We start from the raw sequence: 15935 nt of genomic DNA, 5'->3' as shown, positions 1-15935 counted from the left end.
ACCGTTATTGCTTGGGTGCAGCAGGGGCCGCAGGGTTCCATTTCTGCTGCCAGCGCGGATAGTCGCGGCTGAGCAGCTTTTCGGGCCAGGTGCCGGCGTAGGCGTAGCCGGTGCGGCGCTCGTACTCGATGTCGGCCAGGGCCGGATACGGCCGGGAGTCGCGCCCCACGTAGAGGGGCTGGTTGGTGGTGAGGTCGTAGAAGCGGGCCCAGATGGTGGAGCCGGCCTCGGGCACAATCACCCGGTCGTAGCCCTTGGGCAGCTTGGGGTTGGGCACATCTTTGATAGTGTAGCCGGTGAGCTGCACGGCCTGCAACCAAGTCACGGCGGCTTCAATCGACTTTTTAATGGCGGGCGTGGGGTTTTCGGTGTCCATCAGAAAGCGCACGATGTTCACGGTTTCCATGCCGCTCAGCGAGGCCAGCTCGAAGGCCCGGGCCTTGGCCGGCAGCAGGGTTTTCTCGTCGTGCTGGGCGCACCAAGCCGTGAGTTGGCCATTCTGCACGTACTGGGTTTTCAGGATGCAGTCGATACCCCGGGCTACGGCCTGTTTGGCGGGTTCCAACAACGCGGCATCCACCACCGAAAAGCCGTTGGCACCGCGGGCCACGTCGCGTAGCACCAGCAGGGCCCGTACCATAGCGTCGTCGTTGTAGGTAATCTGGTGGCGGTAGCTGCTCAGGTCGGGGTAGTACTGCGGGAAGCCGCCGTTGGGGTACTGCATCTGCAGCAGGTAGCGGATGCCTTTCTCGGCGGCGGCCCGGTAAGCCAGGTTCTGAGTGCTGCGGAAGGTGGCCACCAGGTAGCGGATTTCGCGGGTGGTAGCCTCGTTATCAATGGTAGCATCCGACTTCGGAGTAGCAGCCCGGGCAGCGGCGCGCTCAGCGGCCGTCAGCGGGTGGTCGTATTTCACCTTCACGTCGTTCACCATTTTGGGCCAGCCGCCCACCGTGCGCTGGTACACCAGCATGCGGTCGGCCACCGAGTCGCGCACCGGTGTGGCGGGGGCCACGGCCCCGGCGGCCACCACCGGCAGCGGAGCCGCCGTGCTGGTTTCGGCCGACACAATCGTCTGGCGGGGCAGGGCCGTGAACTGGTCTTTATTCAGATTGGACGGCTTCAGGGCCACCGTGGCGGGCTTCTTCGACTTCGGGTACCAGCGGCCCCCAAACGTCCAGTCGGCAGTGATTTGCTTGGGTTTAGGGCTGCCTTTGGCCGTGCTCAGGTTGTCCTTATGCCAGGCGTAGTCGCCCCCGTCGCGGTGGCAGTTCTGGTAGTACACGCGGCGTCCCCACTGCTGCGCCCCGGGCCCCGACTGCGCCCAGTAGATATCCGCGTCGGCCATTTCCTTGGCGAAGCGGCAGCCTATGATGTAGAATTGGGATTCGCGGTGGAAGCGGCCCAGCTTGAAGTTCGGGTCGCCCTCGAAGCGGCAGTTTTTCAGCACCGTTTTCTGGTCTACTTCCCCGGTGCCATCGTGCCAGATGGCGGCGTTGGGGTTGTGGCAGATGAAGCGGCAGTTTTCGGCGTAGGCCCAGCCCCGGGGGCAGTAGAAATCCACCCCGCCCTCCATGGTGCAGTCCTGGAAGTAGTACAGGCCGGCGTCCACGTCCCAGGGGCTCACGGTGTCGCCGCCCAGGGCCCGGAAGGTGCAGTGCTTCACGGTGAGGCGGGTGGTGCCGGGCATGGTGCGCAGGGCAAACTGGTGGCCGGTTTTGCTGACTTTGCGCTGGCCGCTGGCTTCCTGGGGGCAGGGCAGCAGCACGTCGCCGGCGGCCTCGAAGCCGTAGGGGTTCAGCACCGTCAGGTTTTCCAGGGTGATGTCTGGGGAGTTGCGCATGTTCAGCGTGGCCGCGCCCCAGTCGTCGGGGCTGCCGGCCGGGTCGCAGCGCCAGGCGTCGCGGGCCTGGCTGTAGGTCAGCACCACGCCCTGCTCGCTCTGCCCCTTCAGCGTCAGGTTCTGCTTGTTATCCAGGTACACCTTCTCGTGGTAGGTGCCGTTTTTGATGTAGATGGTGCGCGGCTGGGCGGCCTCGTCGGGCAAGCTGTTGATGGCCGCCTGGATGGTCCGGAACTGCCCCGAACCATCCGCGGCCACCGTCACCTGCCGGTCATGGGCCGATACGGTTCCCATTTCCCCAACCCCGACCAGCAGGCACAGTAAAATCAGTACTCGTTTCATAAGCAGTGGGCGTCAGCCGCCGCGTTTACACAAAATCTTCCCGCATGGGGCTGAACGAATCGAGCAGCACGCCGGCCTCCAGGCACTCCACCCCGTGCCACACCAGCGGGGCGGCGTAGAAGGTTTCGCCGGCGCGCAGCACCACTGCCTCCTCCCCCACCGTGCACCGGAACACCCCGCTTTCCACGTAGGTAATCTGGGCGTGCACATGCTGGTGCCGCACCCCCACGCCGCCGGTGGCAAAGCGCACTTTCACCAGCATCAGGTCGGGCCCGTAGGTGAGCACCTGCCGCTGCACACCCTCGCCCACGGTTAGCCAGGTTTCGTTGTTCATGGTAGTTGGGATGAGGTGGAGGAACATTAGAACGTCATGCTGAGCCTGCCGAAGCATCTCTACCGCTTCGTTGGATTATTCTACTGCAACGAAGCGGTAGAGATGCTTCGACAAGCTCAGCATGACGGGCTGATAGCTAACAGCTAACTTTTAGTACCCGAAATTCTGCTTCAGGGCCGGGTCGGCGGCCAGGGTGCTTTGTGGGAAGGGCAGCAGCTCCTTGCCCATGCCGGGCACGTACTCGGCGGCCAGGCCGGTGCCGGTGCTGGCGGCCGTGGTGGTACCCACGGTGGCCGACGTACCGGTGGGCCGGGTGTTGGCAATGTAGGCGGCATCAATGGCCTGGCGCCAGTTTACGCGGGTAGTGCCAGCGGGCGTGGCGGCCGGTGAAGGCCGGTAGAACGACCGGGCCCACTGAATGGCACCGATGGCCGTGGGCGTTTTGAAGTACATGTACTGGGGCACCGTCTGGTACGGGGCCTGGTTCAGGGCCAGCTTCAGCAGGTTGGCTTTGGCCTCGGTCAGCTTGGCCTCAAACAGGTTCCAGCGCAGCAAATCATACTTGCGGATGCCTTCGCCACCAAACTCCAGGTACCGCTCGTTTACCAGGGCGTTGAAGAAGCTGGCTTTTGAGGTCAGGTCGAGGCCTACCAGGGCGCGGGTGCGGTTGCCGCCGAAGCCGCGGGTGCGCACTTCCAGCAAAGCATTCTGGGCGGCCGTGGTGGGACCGTTCAGCTCGTTTTCGGCTTCGGCAAACATCAGCAGCACATCAGCGAAGCGGATGAGCGGCCAGTTGTAGCCCAGGTAGTTGCCGGTGCCCGGAATGGCGGGCGTGTGCCAGTCGCGGCGGAACTTGCCGTCGGTAATAGCGCCCAGGGCCACGCCGGTCTGAAAGTTGGTGTTCGGAATGCTGTACGTGGTGATGGTCACGTCGCGGCGGGCATCCAGCGAGTCGAAGGCGTAGAAGTACGTGGGCACCACCGTTACCGCGCCCTGGGTAGAGCCATAGATGGGCGAGGCGTTCAACCGGGGCCCGTTATAGTAGCCCAGCTTGCTGTCCGACACGGCCGTGGAGCCGCCCATGCCCACCTGAAACATAATTTCGTTGGCCGATTCGGCGCGCTGCTCGTTGATGCTCTTGAACACTTCCAGGAAGCTGGTATTCAGGGTGTGCTCCGCGCGGTTGGTCAGCAGCGAGGCGCACTCGTCGCGGGCAATGCGGTAGTAATCGAGGTAGTCGGCAGGGCGCGTCATCTGGTTGCCCTGCAGCGAGTAGCCGCCGCGGTACAAGGCCAGACGGGCGCGTAACGCCTTCACCGCGCCCTTCGTGATTCGCTCACTGGCGGCCCCGGCTTTGGTGCGCCAGGGCACCAGCTTCTCGGCCTGCAGCAAATCGGCAATCAGCTTGGTGAGCGTGGCATTACGGTCGGCGTTGGGCAGGTTGAAATCCTGACCCGATACCGAGGGCGTGAACTGCGCCGGCACATCCCCCCAGTTTCGAATCAGCTCAAAGTAGTACTGGGCCCGCAGCGTGAGGGCCTCGCCGTGCAGGCGGTGCAGGGCCGCCGTATCGGCGGCGGCGCCGCTGTTATACAGCTCCATTTGCGGAATCTGCTGAATGCAGATGTTGCTGCGCTCCACGCCCTGGTACAGCGTGTTCCAGGGGTTGGTGATTTCCGTGTTGGTGGGCAGCGACTTGTAGCGGGCAATGCTGCGCCGGGCCCCGTCGGCCGCCCCCACCGAGCCAATCATCTCATCGGAGTCGTAGGGGAAGTACATGCTCACGCGGGTGCCGTAGCTCTGGTCGCCCGAGAGCGGGTCGTAGGCCCCGATGATGGCGGCCGTTGCACCGGCCACGGTGCTGAAGGTGTAGGCCGTGGTGTTCAGGGCCACGGGCTCCACGTCGAGGTAATCTTTGCAGGAAACCAGTGCTCCGGCGCTGCCCGCCAAGGCCAGCCCAGCCAGTGCGGCCCGAAAAGTGAATGCGGATTTCATATCAACTGGGAGTGGGAATTAGAGGGACAGGTTCAGGCCGAACAGGAAGGCGCGGCTGCGCGGGTAAGCGGCGTAATCGACGCCCGGCGTGAGCGGGGTGGCGCGGCGCGTGTTCACCTCCGGGTCGTAGCCCGAGTACCGGGTGAAGGTGTACAGGTTGTTGAGCGTCACGTAGAAACGCAGCTGCTGCACGTGGGCGCGGGTAGTGAGGGCCTTGGGCAGGGTGTAGCCAAAGGTCACGTTGTTCACGCGCAGGAACGAGCCGTCCTCCACGGCCCAGGAGTGCAGGAAGTAGTTGCGCGTGGGCGTCCAGATGCTGGCGTTCTGGTTGAGCTGGTTCAGCGCATTTATATCCGTCACCAGCACCCCTTCCGAGTTCACCAGCCGGTACCGGTCACTCATCACGTCCAGCACGTTGCTGAACACGGTGTTGGCCGTGTTGGAGGTGAACTCAATCTTGTTGGCGTTGTAGATGTCGTTGCCCAGCACGAAGTTCAGGAACACGCTGGCGTCGAAGTTCTTGAACGTGAATTGCTGGTTCAGACCGCCCGCAATTTTGGGGTTGGCATTGCCGATAACCGTCTGGTCCTGGTCGTTAATCACGCCGTCGCCGTTCAGGTCCTTCAGCTTGATGAGGCCGGGGCGGAAGGCCGTTTCGCCGATGATGCCCAGGTTGTTTGCCAGCCCGGCTTTGGGCGTCCAGGTCTGGGTGGTGGCGTTGTAGCTCTCGAAGTCGTTGGCCGTGAGGAAGCCATCCGTTACGTAGCCGTACATCTGGCCCACCGGCTGGCCCACGCGGGCCACGTAGTCGCGGTTGAGGGCGGTGCCGGCCCAGCCTGAGGCAATACCCGGAATTTCCTGCAGGCCCGAGCCCAGACTTTCAATTTTGCCGCGGTTGAGCGAGGCGTTGGCCGTGGCCGTCCAGGTGAAGTTGGGCTTGTTAAAGATGGTGCCCGTCAGCTGCAGCTCCAGGCCCTTGTTGGAGGTTTTGCCGATGTTGCGCAGCTGGCTGGTGTAGCCCAGAAACGGCGGAATGGGCTGGTTGATGAGCAGATCGGAGGTGGTGTTGTAGTACACGTCGCCGGTAAACTGCACCCGGTTATCCCACAGCGAAAGGTCCACGCCCAGGTCGCGCGAGGTGGTTACTTCCCACTTCAGATCGGGGTTGGGCAGGGTGGTAGCGGCGGCCCCCAGCACCTGCAGGTGGTTGAGGTAGTAGGGCGCGCTGCCGGCCGAGTACAGCTGGTCGTAGAGGAAGTCGTTGATGCGGTTGTTGCCGGCCTGGCCGTAGCTCAGGCGCAGCTTCAGGTCCGACACGGCTGGCACGGCCTTGAAGAATTCCTCCTTGGAAATACGCCAGGCCACCGAAGCCCCGGGGAAGTAGCCCCAGCGGTTGCCCCGCCGGAACTTCGAAGACCCGTCGCCCCGGAACGTGCCCGTGAACAGGTACTTGTCGTCGAACGAATACGTGAGGCGGCCAAAGCCCGAAAGCAGGCGGTAATCGGTGGGGATGCTGGTGCCGGGCAGCACGGGCTGGGCTGTTACGCCGGTGGGCAGCACGCCCTGGTTGATGTTAGCCAGGGCCCGCTCGGCGGTAATATCCAGGGGCAGAAAGTTGGTCTGGATGTACTGCTGCTTGGTTTGCTGCTGGTAGATTTCCTCGCCAATCAGCGCGCCCACCTGGTGCTTGCCCTTCTCCCAGCTGTAACTCAGCGTGTTGGAGTTGTTGAGCGTGCCCTGGGTAGCCGTGGTGATGGTGGCAAACGGCAGGCTAAGGTAGCCGCCGGCCGCCTGCCGGATGGTGGGCGAGTACCGCCCGTTGAAGGTACCCAGCTCCGAGTTCGTAATATCGAAACCCGCCGTGGAGCTCAGCGTGAGGCCCTTGGCCAGGGTGAGGGCCGCGTTGGCCCCCACGTTGAAGGTGCGGCGCTTGTCGCGGCGGTACTCGTTGTCGATGGTGAGCACCGGGTTTACCAGCGAGGAGTTGGTGAAGAACTCGTCGTCGAAGGTGTTGGGGTCCAGCACCTGGCCCGAGGAGTTGGGCACCATCAGGGGCATGTACTGCAGGGTGTTGCGCAGGCGGGAGGTTACGTTGGAGCCCGAGGTGGAGGTGCCCGCCCCGTTCACCGTCTGGTCGTTGAAGCGCATGTTCAGGCCCACCCGCAGGCGGTCCATGGGCTTGGTGTCGAAGCGGAAGTTGATCAGGTTGCGGGTGAAGTCGGAGCCGCGCTGGATGCCGTCCTCGTTGTTGCGCGTGAGGCTTAGCGAATACGTGGTGCCCTTCACCCCACCCGACACCGACAGGTTATGCGTCTGCTGGAAGGCATCGCGCCCGAACACCTCATCCTGCCAGTCCACAAACGGGGCCTGGCGGGCCCGTGTGAGCGTGTCGCTCATATAATTACGCGAGCCGAACAGCTTGCCGTAGGCGGAGAGGCCGCCCTGGCCGGTGGCCCCGGCCAGCTGGGCCCGCTCGTACTGGTAGTTCAGGTAGTCATCGGGCCCCAGCACGCCCAGCTTCTTGCTGATACGGCGGAAGCCAGCAAAGCCGTTGTAGCTGATAACGGTTTTGCCCTCAATGCCTTTCTTGGTGGTGATGATGACCACGCCGTTGGCCCCGCGGGCCCCGTAAATGGCCGTGGCCGAGGCATCCTTGAGCACGTCCACCGAGGCAATATCCTGGGGCGCAATCACGCTCAGCGCGTTTTCAATCTGGATGCCGTCCACCACGTACAGCGGGGAGTTGTCCTGGGTTACCGAGCCGCCGCCCCGCACCCGCACCCGCACATCCAGGTTGCCGGGCGTGCCTTCGGAGGAAGTGAGCTGCACCCCGGCCAGCCGCCCCGTGAGGGCCTCGGCGGCGGAGTTTACCGGAATGTCCTTGATTTGCTGGGAATTCACCGACGATACCGAGCCCGTCACGTCGCGGCGCTGCACGGCCTGGTAGCCGATAATCACCACGTCGTCCAGGGTTTTGGTGTCTTCCTTGAGGGCCACCGTGAGGTCGGTTTTGCTGCCCACGGCCACCTCGTAGGGCAGAAAGCCAATGTAGCTGAAGCGCAGCGTGGCATTATCGGGCACGGCCAGGCTGAAGCGGCCTTCGCCATCGGTAGTGGCCCCGGTGCTGGTACCTTTCACTACCACGGTTACGCCGGGCAGGGCCTCGCCCTTGTCCGACTTAACCACCCCCTGCACGCGGCGCTGCTGGGCCCAGGCGGGGGCCACGGCCAGGGCCAGCACGGGGGCCAGCAACAGTAACTTTCTTTTCATGATGGAGTTGGAGTGGGAATTGAAACAGGAAGCCGAGCGGGGCCCGGCAGTACGGCCCGGGCGGGGCTCAGCGCGTGGTGCGTGCGGGAGGCGCGTCCGATGCAGAGGCGGCTCCGGCCGGAGCGTTCTATACTTTTCGGAGAAGCAGGCGGCTCTGGGGAAACTGCCCGCGGCTATTTGGCTTGGTTAAGGTTAAAGCAAGCCCCCGCGAAAAGGAAGAAATTGACCTGATTAATTTGTGCAAACGATGTCGGGAACGTGACCACCCGGTCACCCGGGCTGTTTTTCAGGGGCACGTTTCCGGTTATTGGGGCAGGATGCCTATTTTTCGGACCATTCGGCACCTTTCTGGCCGCCCGCGCCTTCTTGTACTTTAGTAAGTACCCACTCCCCTGCCTACCTTCGCCTCTATCACCTAGCAACGCTTCTTCCCGTGGAAACCTACACTATCAAAGACATTGCCCGGGAACTGGGTATTTCTACCTCCACGGTGTCGAGGGCGCTGCGCGGCAGCTACGAAATCAACGCCGAAACCAAGCGCCGGGTAATGGAGTGCGCCGAGCGGCTCAACTACCGCCCCAACCCCATTGCCCTCAGCCTGAAAGGCAGCGCCAGCCGTGCCATCGGCGTTATTCTGCCCCAGATTGCCAACTACTTTTTCTCGCAGGCCATCAACGGCATCGAGGCCATTGCCTACAACCGGGGCTACCACGTGATTATCTTCCAGAGCCAGGAAAGCTACGAGCGGGAAGTAGCCAACGTGCAGCAGGCCATGTCGCGGAAAGTAGATGGGCTGCTGATGTCACTTTCCAGCGAAACCGCCGACGTGGAGCACCTGCAGGAAGTGCTGGACAGGAACGTGCCACTGGTGCTGTTCGACCGGGTTTCCAGCGAGCTGAATGTGACGAAAGTAGTGGCCGATAACTTCGGCGGGGCCTTTGCCGCCACCGAGCACCTGCTGCAGGAAGGCCGCCGCCGCATTGCCCACCTCACCATTCAGCCCTGGCTCAGCATCACGCAGGAGCGCCTGGCCGGCTACCGCGCCGCCCTGGAAAAGCACGGTGTGGAGTTCGACGAAAACCTGGTGCGCTACGGCACTTTCGGCCCCGACGAAGTAGGCCCCATGATTGACGAGCTGATGCGCCTGGATACGCCGCCCGACGCATTTTTCACCGCCTCCGACCGCCTGGCCGTAGGCTGCCTGCAGGCCCTGCGCCAGCGCCACCTGCACATTCCGGAAGACGTGTCGCTCATAGGTTTCACCAACCTCAACGTGGCCGATTTGCTGAACCCGGCCCTGAGCACCGTAGTGCAGCCCGCCCAGGAAATCGGCCAGCTGGCCGCCGAGCGCCTCATCGACCAGATTGAGCGCAAGCATCGCGCCCTGCCCATCGAAACCGTGCGCATCCCCACCGAGCTCATCGTGCGCAGCTCCACCCGTACGGAGGTGGTAAACCAGTAAGCTGAAACAATAAATACTGTCATCCTGAGCGCAGCGAAGGACCTTATCACGCCAAAACGATTTTCTCTGGCGTAATAAGGTCCTTCGCTGCGCTCAGGATGACAGTGATACAGTCGTGGAAACTCGAGCCAGCTGCTTATTCACCTACGCAACTAGCCCAAAAACACGTCCTTTATTTGCGGCCGGACTGTTGCAGCAGCCAGGTCGCTAGGTCGCGGGCGGCGTTGTAGTTCTCGAACGAGGCGGGAATCTTGCGGCCGTCCACGTACTCGTTGTACAGCCACGGGTCGCCCACGGCCAGCACCGTGCCTTTGCCCACTTTGGCGGTGGCTATGATGGTGTGCCCGCTCATCTGCACCAGCGGCGTGGCGGGCGCTTTCACGTCCAGCGGGGCCAGCTCTTTGATGTAGGCCGATTTGGCGATTTTGAACACCGGGCCGCCGGCCGGCAGGTTCACCCGGCCCTGCTCAAACTCGCTGCCTTTCACCATGTTCAGGTTCAGGGGTAGAAACTCTATCCCGAAGGCCCGGGTCAGGGTGTTGAAGCGTGGAATTTCGCAGTTGCTGGTGTCGTTGGCCATCAGCACCAGCGTACCGCCGTCCTTCACCCATTTGGTGAGCACCTGCACGTCGGCGGGCTGCACGAAGTTGGGCTGCGGAGTTTCCTTGCGGGTGTCGGGGTCCACGATGATGAACACGTCCACGCCTTTGAGCGCGGCGGCTGTGGGCGCGGTGCGGATGGTGGCGGTTTGCGCGCCCAGGTCGCGGAATTGCTGGCCCCAGAAGTAGAAGCCGCCGTGGGTGCGGTCATCCCAGGTGTAGTGCCAGGTTTCGGGCTGGCCGCTCAGGGCGTTTTTGCGCAGCTCGTGGTTGAAGTAATTGTCCACGGCCACAGTTTTGCCGGTGCACACGGCGCTGGCGGCGGTTTCCATCTCCACGCTGGCCAGAATGAACGGGCCCACGCCTTTCAGGTCGTTTTTGCGCAGCGGCTCGGTTAGGTAGTACTCGAAGCTGCCGTCGCGGTAGGGCTTGCCGCCGAGGCCGCCCACGCTCACGGTGCCGTTGAAGGCCAGCGCGCCGTTTTCCTCGGCCACGAATTGCTTCAGCAGGCCATCATACCCCTTGCGGGCGGCGGCGGCGTACTTCTTATCGAGGTAGCCCATGCGCACACCTTTCTGCAGGAAATACACGAACATGCTGCTGCCCGAAGCCTCCTGATAGTTGCCCTTGCGGGCGGCCTGGTCCATCACCAGCGCCCAGGTGCCGGCGGTGGCATCCTGGTACTTCACCAGCACCGGCGCGAGGCGCTGCACGTTTTGGATAAGCTGCTGGCGCTGCGGGTGGTTCTGGGGGAAATAATCGAGCACATCCACCAGCGCCATGGCGTACCAGCCCAGGCCCCGGTCCCAGAAATTGGCCGATTGACCGGTGGTTTTGTTAGCCCACTGCTGCTCCCGGCTTTCGTCGTAGCCGTGGTATTTCAGGCCGGTTTTCGGGTCGGTGAGGTTCTTTTCAATCAGGGCAAACTGCTTGGCTATATCGTCGAAGCCGGCGGGCTGGTTGAATGCCTGGCTGTACTCGGCGTAGAAGGGCTCGGCCATGTAGAGACCGTCCAGCCACATCTGGTTGGGGTACACTTTCTTGTGCCAGAAGCCACCGGCCTTGGTGCGCGGCTGCGTTTCCAGCTGCTGGCGCAGCAGCCGGGCCGCCTTCTGGTACTTTTCGGCCTGCGGTACAGACAGCTGGCTGAGCGTGAGCAGGGCGTGGCCGGTGGTCAGGTTGTCGAGGTTGTAGTCGTCCAGCTTGTAGGTGCGGATGCTGCCGTCAGGGCGCACGAACTGGTCGAGGTCTTTCTGGATGTAGATGAAGTAGCGGGCGTCGCCGGTGCGCTGCCACACCCGTTCCAGCGCCTTCAGCATCAGCCCCTGCTCGTAGTCCCAGCGGGCGGTTTTGCGGCTGCCGATAAGGATGGAATCGGGGTGCCAGCTGATAAACGCATCGGCCATGCGCTGCGACATTGGCCGCGCCGCGGGTGTATTCTGGGCCTGGGTGGAAAGCGAGGCCGAGAGTAAGCCGGAAAGCAGGAAAGGACGGAAGGACATGGATGGGAAGCTAGAGCTAGAAAACCAGTTCCCCTCCTTGGAAAGGAGGGGCTAGGGGTGGTTGATTCGTTGAACAATTGGGAGTTAAGTCGTTCAGGTAAACAACATCAGCACGCGGGTCAACCACCCCAGCGTCGGCTGCGCCGCCGCGTCCCCTCCTTTCCAAGGAGGGGAGCTTTGTTCATTACAGCTTGCTTACCGTCACCGTTTTCTTGGCCACCTTCTCCCCTATTTCCACGCCTTTTTTAGCGGGTTTGGTGTCGGTGTTGCGCAGGGTGACGGCTTTGCTGCGGGCACCAGTTACGCGCAGCAGCAGCTCGGCGCCGGGCGTGTAGCGCAGGTTGTCGAAGCTGATGTTGCGGCTGTTCTGCACTCCCAGCACGGGCCGGGTTTCCTGGGAAAGCAGGGTCACGTTGCGCAGGCGGATGCCGTCGGCTTCCTGGCACACAAGGCCTTTGTTGCACTCCAGCACCGTGTTGTCTATTTCCACGTTCTGCACCGCCATTTCAGGTAGGCCGCGCACCAGGATGCCGGTGTTGGCTCCCTTACAAGTCACGTTGGTGATGCGGAAGTTGCGGAACTGCGGGGTGCCCTCGTTCAGCGGCTCGGCCTTGATTTCGGGGATGCCCTGGGCCTCGCCGTTGGTTTGCACGGGGTCTTTGGCGGCATAATACATATCGAACAGGATGGCCTCGCCGGCAATGTCGGTCATGTCCACGCCGTCCACGAAGATGTTTTCCACCACGCCGCCCCGGCCGCGGGCCGTTTTGAAGCGCAGGCCCACGTCGGTGCCCATGAAGGTGCAGTTGCTCACGTACAGGTTGCGCGCCCCGCCCGACATTTCCGAGCCAATCACGAAGCCGCCGTGGGCGTGGTACACTTTCGTGTCGCGAATGATGAAGTTCTCGGTCGGCACGCCGCGCCGGCGGCCTTCCGCGTCACGGCCACTCTTGATGCATATGCCGTCGTCGCCTACGTCAAACGTGCAGCCTTCCACTAGGCCGTTGCGGCAGGATTCCAGGTCCAGGGCGTCAGTGTTCTGGCCGTACCAGGGGTTGCGGGCCGTTACGTTGCGCAGGGTGAGGTTGTCGCAGAGCAGTGGGTGAATGGTCCAGGCCGGGGAGTTCTGGATGGTGAAGTCTTCCAGCAGAATCTGCTTGCAGCGCTGCAGGCTGAGCATGTTGGGCCGCAGGAAATCCTTGAACTCCTGAAACTTGCTGAAGTCGGGCTCCTGGCCGGCGATCAGCGTCCAGGGTTTGTTGAGCGTGGAGCCTTTGAGCGAGCCGACCGAAGGGTACCAGGTGGTGCCCTTCTCGTCTACCACCCCGCCCGATTTCACAAGGCGCTGCCACTGGCCGGGGTTGAGCTTTTCCTTCTTCACCATGCGCCAGGCGTCGCCGGCTCCGTCGAAGGTGCCCGGGCCGGTAATGGCAATGTTTTCGAGGTCGTAGCCGGAAATAGGCGACTGGTTACGCACGGCGTCCTCGCCTTCCCAGTTGGTTTTGATGAGCTGATAATCAAAAAGCCGGTTGCTGAACTGCACCAGCGCGCCCTGGGCCAGGTGCAGGTTCACGTTGCTTTTCAGCTGAATGGGGCCAGTTAGCCAGAGGCCGCGCGGCACCAGCACCACCCCGCCCCGCTGGCTGCAGGCATCAATGGCCTTGCGGAATGCCTCGGTATTGAGCTGCTGCCCGTCGGCCACCGCCCCGTACCGGGTGATGTTGAAGGTATCCTTGCGGAAATACGGCTGCAGCACCACGGGCAGCTCGTAGGCGTACTTGCCGGCGAAGGCCAGCGGCCGCAGGTGGACAGCAATACCGAGGTTCTGCTTTTTCACCTCCTGGGCCACCAGCTGGGCCACCCGCTCGGCGCCGTAGGCCGAGAAATGGGTGTTGTCGAGCTTGGGGGCGTCGGCTCCGTTCTGGTAGCTCCAGAACAACGGCCTGGTGCCCGCGTCACCTAGTTGGGAGTACAGCGTCCAGCTCAGCTCGTGCAAGTCAATCAGCGGTACTTTCTGAGCTTTGGCTACTTCGCGCACCACGCCGGGGTATTCGCCGTGGTCGTCCTTGCGCTTGCCGGCCTCGTCGAAATAGCGCCGGCCCACGGGCGTGAGCAGCACCGGGTTGGCACCCTTGGCGCGGGCTTCCTGCACGTAGCGGGTCAGGTTCTGGCGGTAGGCGGTTTGGGGGGCGGCGTAGCGGGCGGTGTCTTCCTGCTTGCTGTCGTTGTGGCCGAACTGGATGAACACCCAGTCGCCGGGCTTGAGCTGCTCCAGCACCTTGGCCCAGCGGCCTTCGTGGCGGAAATTGCGAGTGCTGCGGCCGTTCATGGCATGATTCTGCACTGCCACACCGCCGTCGAAATACTGGCGGAAGTACATGCCCCAGCCCCGCTCGGCCTTGTCCAGCGGCTTATCCGACATGGTAGAATCCCCCACGAGGAAGATGGTGGGCTTACGGTCGTCGGCGGGCGGGCGGAAAGCCAGCAGCAGCACGGCCAGCAGCAGAACACAGAGTTGCTTCATTTCGGGCGGGAGTGGGAAGGCGCGTGGAACGGGATTCAGCCCCGGAACTGCAGTTTTCCGGGAAACCGGACGGGCAGCGCTGGCCTGAATAGTCGTTAAGGTTAGCGGAATAGTTGGCCCCCACCGCACCCCGGCCGGCTATTTTTTGCGCAAACGTTATCGGGCACGTTGCCGGTCCGGCGTAATGCCTCTGCCCTATTCTGCTTTCAGGAAGCTACAGCCCCGGCGTAGCCCGACGTAGCCCATCGGGGCTAGTTGCATTCAGAGGTTATCGGACAGCTGTAGAGACGCAATACTTTGCGTTTAATCGTTGCTGACAATGAAGCTGTTTAGGAAGTTATCAGATTACTCAGAACGTCATGCAGAGCGTAGCATCTCGCGTGCTGACGTCTGGATAGCGTTGCAACGTCAGCACGCGAGATGCTTCGCCTTTGGCTCTGCATGACATTATTTTCGACTTCCTAAACAGCTTAATTGTTCAGGTGCCGACGTTCAACGAGGAGACGCAAAGTATTGCGTCTCTACACCGTTCAATCTGCCCCGCGCATAGCCAAAAGCGTCAACGGCTCTTACTGCCACCCAAGCATCAGGCGGCCGAGTTGCGGCGGCTTAGGTAGCGCCGCACTGGGATATCCACCGTTACCAGCACCACGTACGCCAGCCCCACCAGTGCCAGCGTGGCGCTGGGCACCAGCCAAGCCAGCGTGCTCATCGGGGGCTTCTCGGCGGCCATGTAGCTCAGGAATACCCACACAAAGGGGTAGTGCACCATGTACAGCGGGTAGGAAAGCTCCCCGAACCACCGACACGTTGAGGCCAAGCGCGGGGCTACCTGCGTACCGGCCCCCAGCGCCACCAGCAGCGGGAAATACCCAAGCACCAGCACCATATCCGTCAGCCCGGCCACCTCTTTGCGGTAAGGAAACAGCAGCCCCGCCGCCAGCAGCAGCCCCACGCCCACGAACCCGAGGCGGTTGGGAATGATCCAGCGGGAGCGGTACAGCACCATGCCCATCAGAAACGAGAAGCTCACGCGGGCCGCCCCGCCCCAGAACGTGTTGGCATCCCAGCCGATGCTCAGGTTGGGGTTGTGGGTGGCCTGATACACAAGCCAGCCGGCCGCTCCCAGCGTGAGTAGGCGCAACACGCCAAGCCGCAGCCGCACCAGCAGCACGGCATAGGCCACGTTGGCGAGGTACTCCCAGAACAACGACCAGGTAGGCGCGTTGAGCGGGAACAGGTTGAACGTGCGCTCGGGCATCACCGGCAACGGAATCAGCAGGCAGGACGCCAGAAACAGCTGCCACGCCCGCGACGCGTACGTGGTAAACACCGCGCTGAATGGGTCGAGCCAGAACGTGAGCAGCCCCAGTACCGACCCCACCACCACCAGCGGGTGCAGCCGAATCAGCCGGCGCCGCAGAAACGTCAGGATGCCGAGGCTGGCCAGCCGCGTATCGTAGGCGCAGGCCATCACGAAGCCCGAAAGGCAGAAGAAGAAGTCCACCGCCAGGTAGGCGTGGGCAATGAACAGCTGGTCGTAGTCGGGCACCACAATCTCCATGAAGTGGTACACCACCACGGCCAGGGCGGCAATGCCGCGCAGGCCATCCAGCACGGCAAAATGGGCTGTGGGGGAGTTTGTGGCGGAAGCCGGCCGGTCAGGTGAGGTCATGCGGGCGGGGGTGAAGTGAGTAGCGGCCGCGCAATTTACCACTGCTTGGCAGGGTTGTCCCGGCACCGGCCAGGCAGTGGCCCACTTCCCAAATACGCTATCCTGCCTAATCCATTTACAATCAAACCAATCCGTAAAATAATCACCTGACTGGCTCTGTACGCAGTCAGCAGATTTAACGCTCATTATGCTATGCGCTGCCCAGCGGCCAGCGTGCGCAAATTATTTGCAGCAGCTATACACCCAGTTAATGGCCACAGACGAACTATAGCGGATTCGTGAACGGTTCGTCCGTTCATTTAGCTGGTTGAGTGTGATACCCACAGTGGTCAAACCAGTTGCGCGCATCTTGGCTAGTAATCCAACCGATGGCCTCGTGCAGAGCCGCTTCC

At 62.6% G+C, this 15935-nt stretch carries 8 protein-coding genes; 1 reads left to right on the top strand and 7 read right to left on the bottom strand.

Annotated features, from left to right (window positions below; genetic code table 11):
• Positions 1–4: 4 nt before the first annotated feature.
• From pelA to EI291_RS21305, 4 genes are all read right to left on the bottom strand, one after another.
• Positions 5–2182 (bottom strand): pectate lyase, encoded by a 2178-nt coding sequence (gene pelA, locus EI291_RS23265; RefSeq protein WP_240635630.1) that lies wholly within the window; start codon positions 2180–2182, stop codon positions 5–7.
• A gap of 25 nt (positions 2183–2207) precedes the next feature.
• Positions 2208–2516, bottom strand: a complete 309-nt coding sequence (locus tag EI291_RS21315) for a cupin domain-containing protein (RefSeq protein WP_240635629.1) — start codon at positions 2514–2516, stop codon at positions 2208–2210.
• A 150-nt stretch (positions 2517–2666) separates the two neighbouring features.
• A complete protein-coding gene (locus EI291_RS21310; RefSeq protein WP_125424311.1) occupies positions 2667–4511 on the bottom strand; it encodes a RagB/SusD family nutrient uptake outer membrane protein in 1845 nt (614 codons plus the stop codon).
• Between the two features lie 18 nt (positions 4512–4529).
• Positions 4530–7781, bottom strand: coding sequence for a SusC/RagA family TonB-linked outer membrane protein (locus tag EI291_RS21305; RefSeq protein WP_125424310.1), 3252 nt, complete (start codon positions 7779–7781; stop codon positions 4530–4532).
• Between the two features lie 433 nt (positions 7782–8214).
• On the opposite strand from EI291_RS21305, the gene EI291_RS21300 reads away from it, so the two are divergent.
• Entirely contained in the window at positions 8215–9243 is a 1029-nt protein-coding gene (locus EI291_RS21300; RefSeq protein ID WP_125424309.1) for a LacI family DNA-binding transcriptional regulator, read from the top strand.
• A 172-nt stretch (positions 9244–9415) separates the two neighbouring features.
• On the opposite strand, the gene EI291_RS21295 is transcribed toward EI291_RS21300, so the two are convergent.
• The 3 genes from EI291_RS21295 to EI291_RS21285 all read right to left on the bottom strand — a co-directional run bounded on the left by EI291_RS21295 (position 9416) and on the right by EI291_RS21285 (position 15543).
• Positions 9416–11344, bottom strand: coding sequence for a glycoside hydrolase family 88 protein (locus EI291_RS21295; protein WP_125424308.1), 1929 nt, complete (start codon positions 11342–11344; stop codon positions 9416–9418).
• A gap of 184 nt (positions 11345–11528) precedes the next feature.
• Positions 11529–13868 carry a glycosyl hydrolase family 28 protein gene (locus EI291_RS21290; RefSeq protein ID WP_125424307.1) on the bottom strand — a complete coding sequence of 780 codons (2340 nt, stop codon included), beginning with the start codon at positions 13866–13868 and terminating at the stop codon, positions 11529–11531.
• A 586-nt stretch (positions 13869–14454) separates the two neighbouring features.
• Positions 14455–15543 carry an acyltransferase family protein gene (locus EI291_RS21285; protein ID WP_125424306.1) on the bottom strand — a complete coding sequence of 363 codons (1089 nt, stop codon included), beginning with the start codon at positions 15541–15543 and terminating at the stop codon, positions 14455–14457.
• Between the last annotated feature and the right edge of the window lie 392 nt (positions 15544–15935).

This window comes from Hymenobacter rigui, assembly GCF_003944715.1.
Classification (GTDB): Bacteria; Bacteroidota; Bacteroidia; order Cytophagales; family Hymenobacteraceae; genus Hymenobacter; species Hymenobacter rigui.
This window is presented reverse-complemented; position numbering and strand designations above follow the sequence as displayed.

Excerpts from the sequence above, each read along its gene's own strand:
- pelA (WP_240635630.1), bottom strand. The coding sequence starts at position 2,182 with ATGAAACGAGTACTGATTTTACTGTGCCTGCTGGTCGGGGTTGGGGAA.
- EI291_RS21315 (WP_240635629.1), bottom strand. The coding sequence starts at position 2,516 with ATGAACAACGAAACCTGGCTAACCGTGGGCGAGGGTGTGCAGCGGCAG.
- EI291_RS21310 (WP_125424311.1), bottom strand. The coding sequence starts at position 4,511 with ATGAAATCCGCATTCACTTTTCGGGCCGCACTGGCTGGGCTGGCCTTG.
- EI291_RS21305 (WP_125424310.1), bottom strand. The coding sequence starts at position 7,781 with ATGAAAAGAAAGTTACTGTTGCTGGCCCCCGTGCTGGCCCTGGCCGTG.
- EI291_RS21295 (WP_125424308.1), bottom strand. The coding sequence starts at position 11,344 with ATGTCCTTCCGTCCTTTCCTGCTTTCCGGCTTACTCTCGGCCTCGCTT.
- EI291_RS21290 (WP_125424307.1), bottom strand. The coding sequence starts at position 13,868 with ATGAAGCAACTCTGTGTTCTGCTGCTGGCCGTGCTGCTGCTGGCTTTC.
- EI291_RS21285 (WP_125424306.1), bottom strand. The coding sequence starts at position 15,543 with ATGACCTCACCTGACCGGCCGGCTTCCGCCACAAACTCCCCCACAGCC.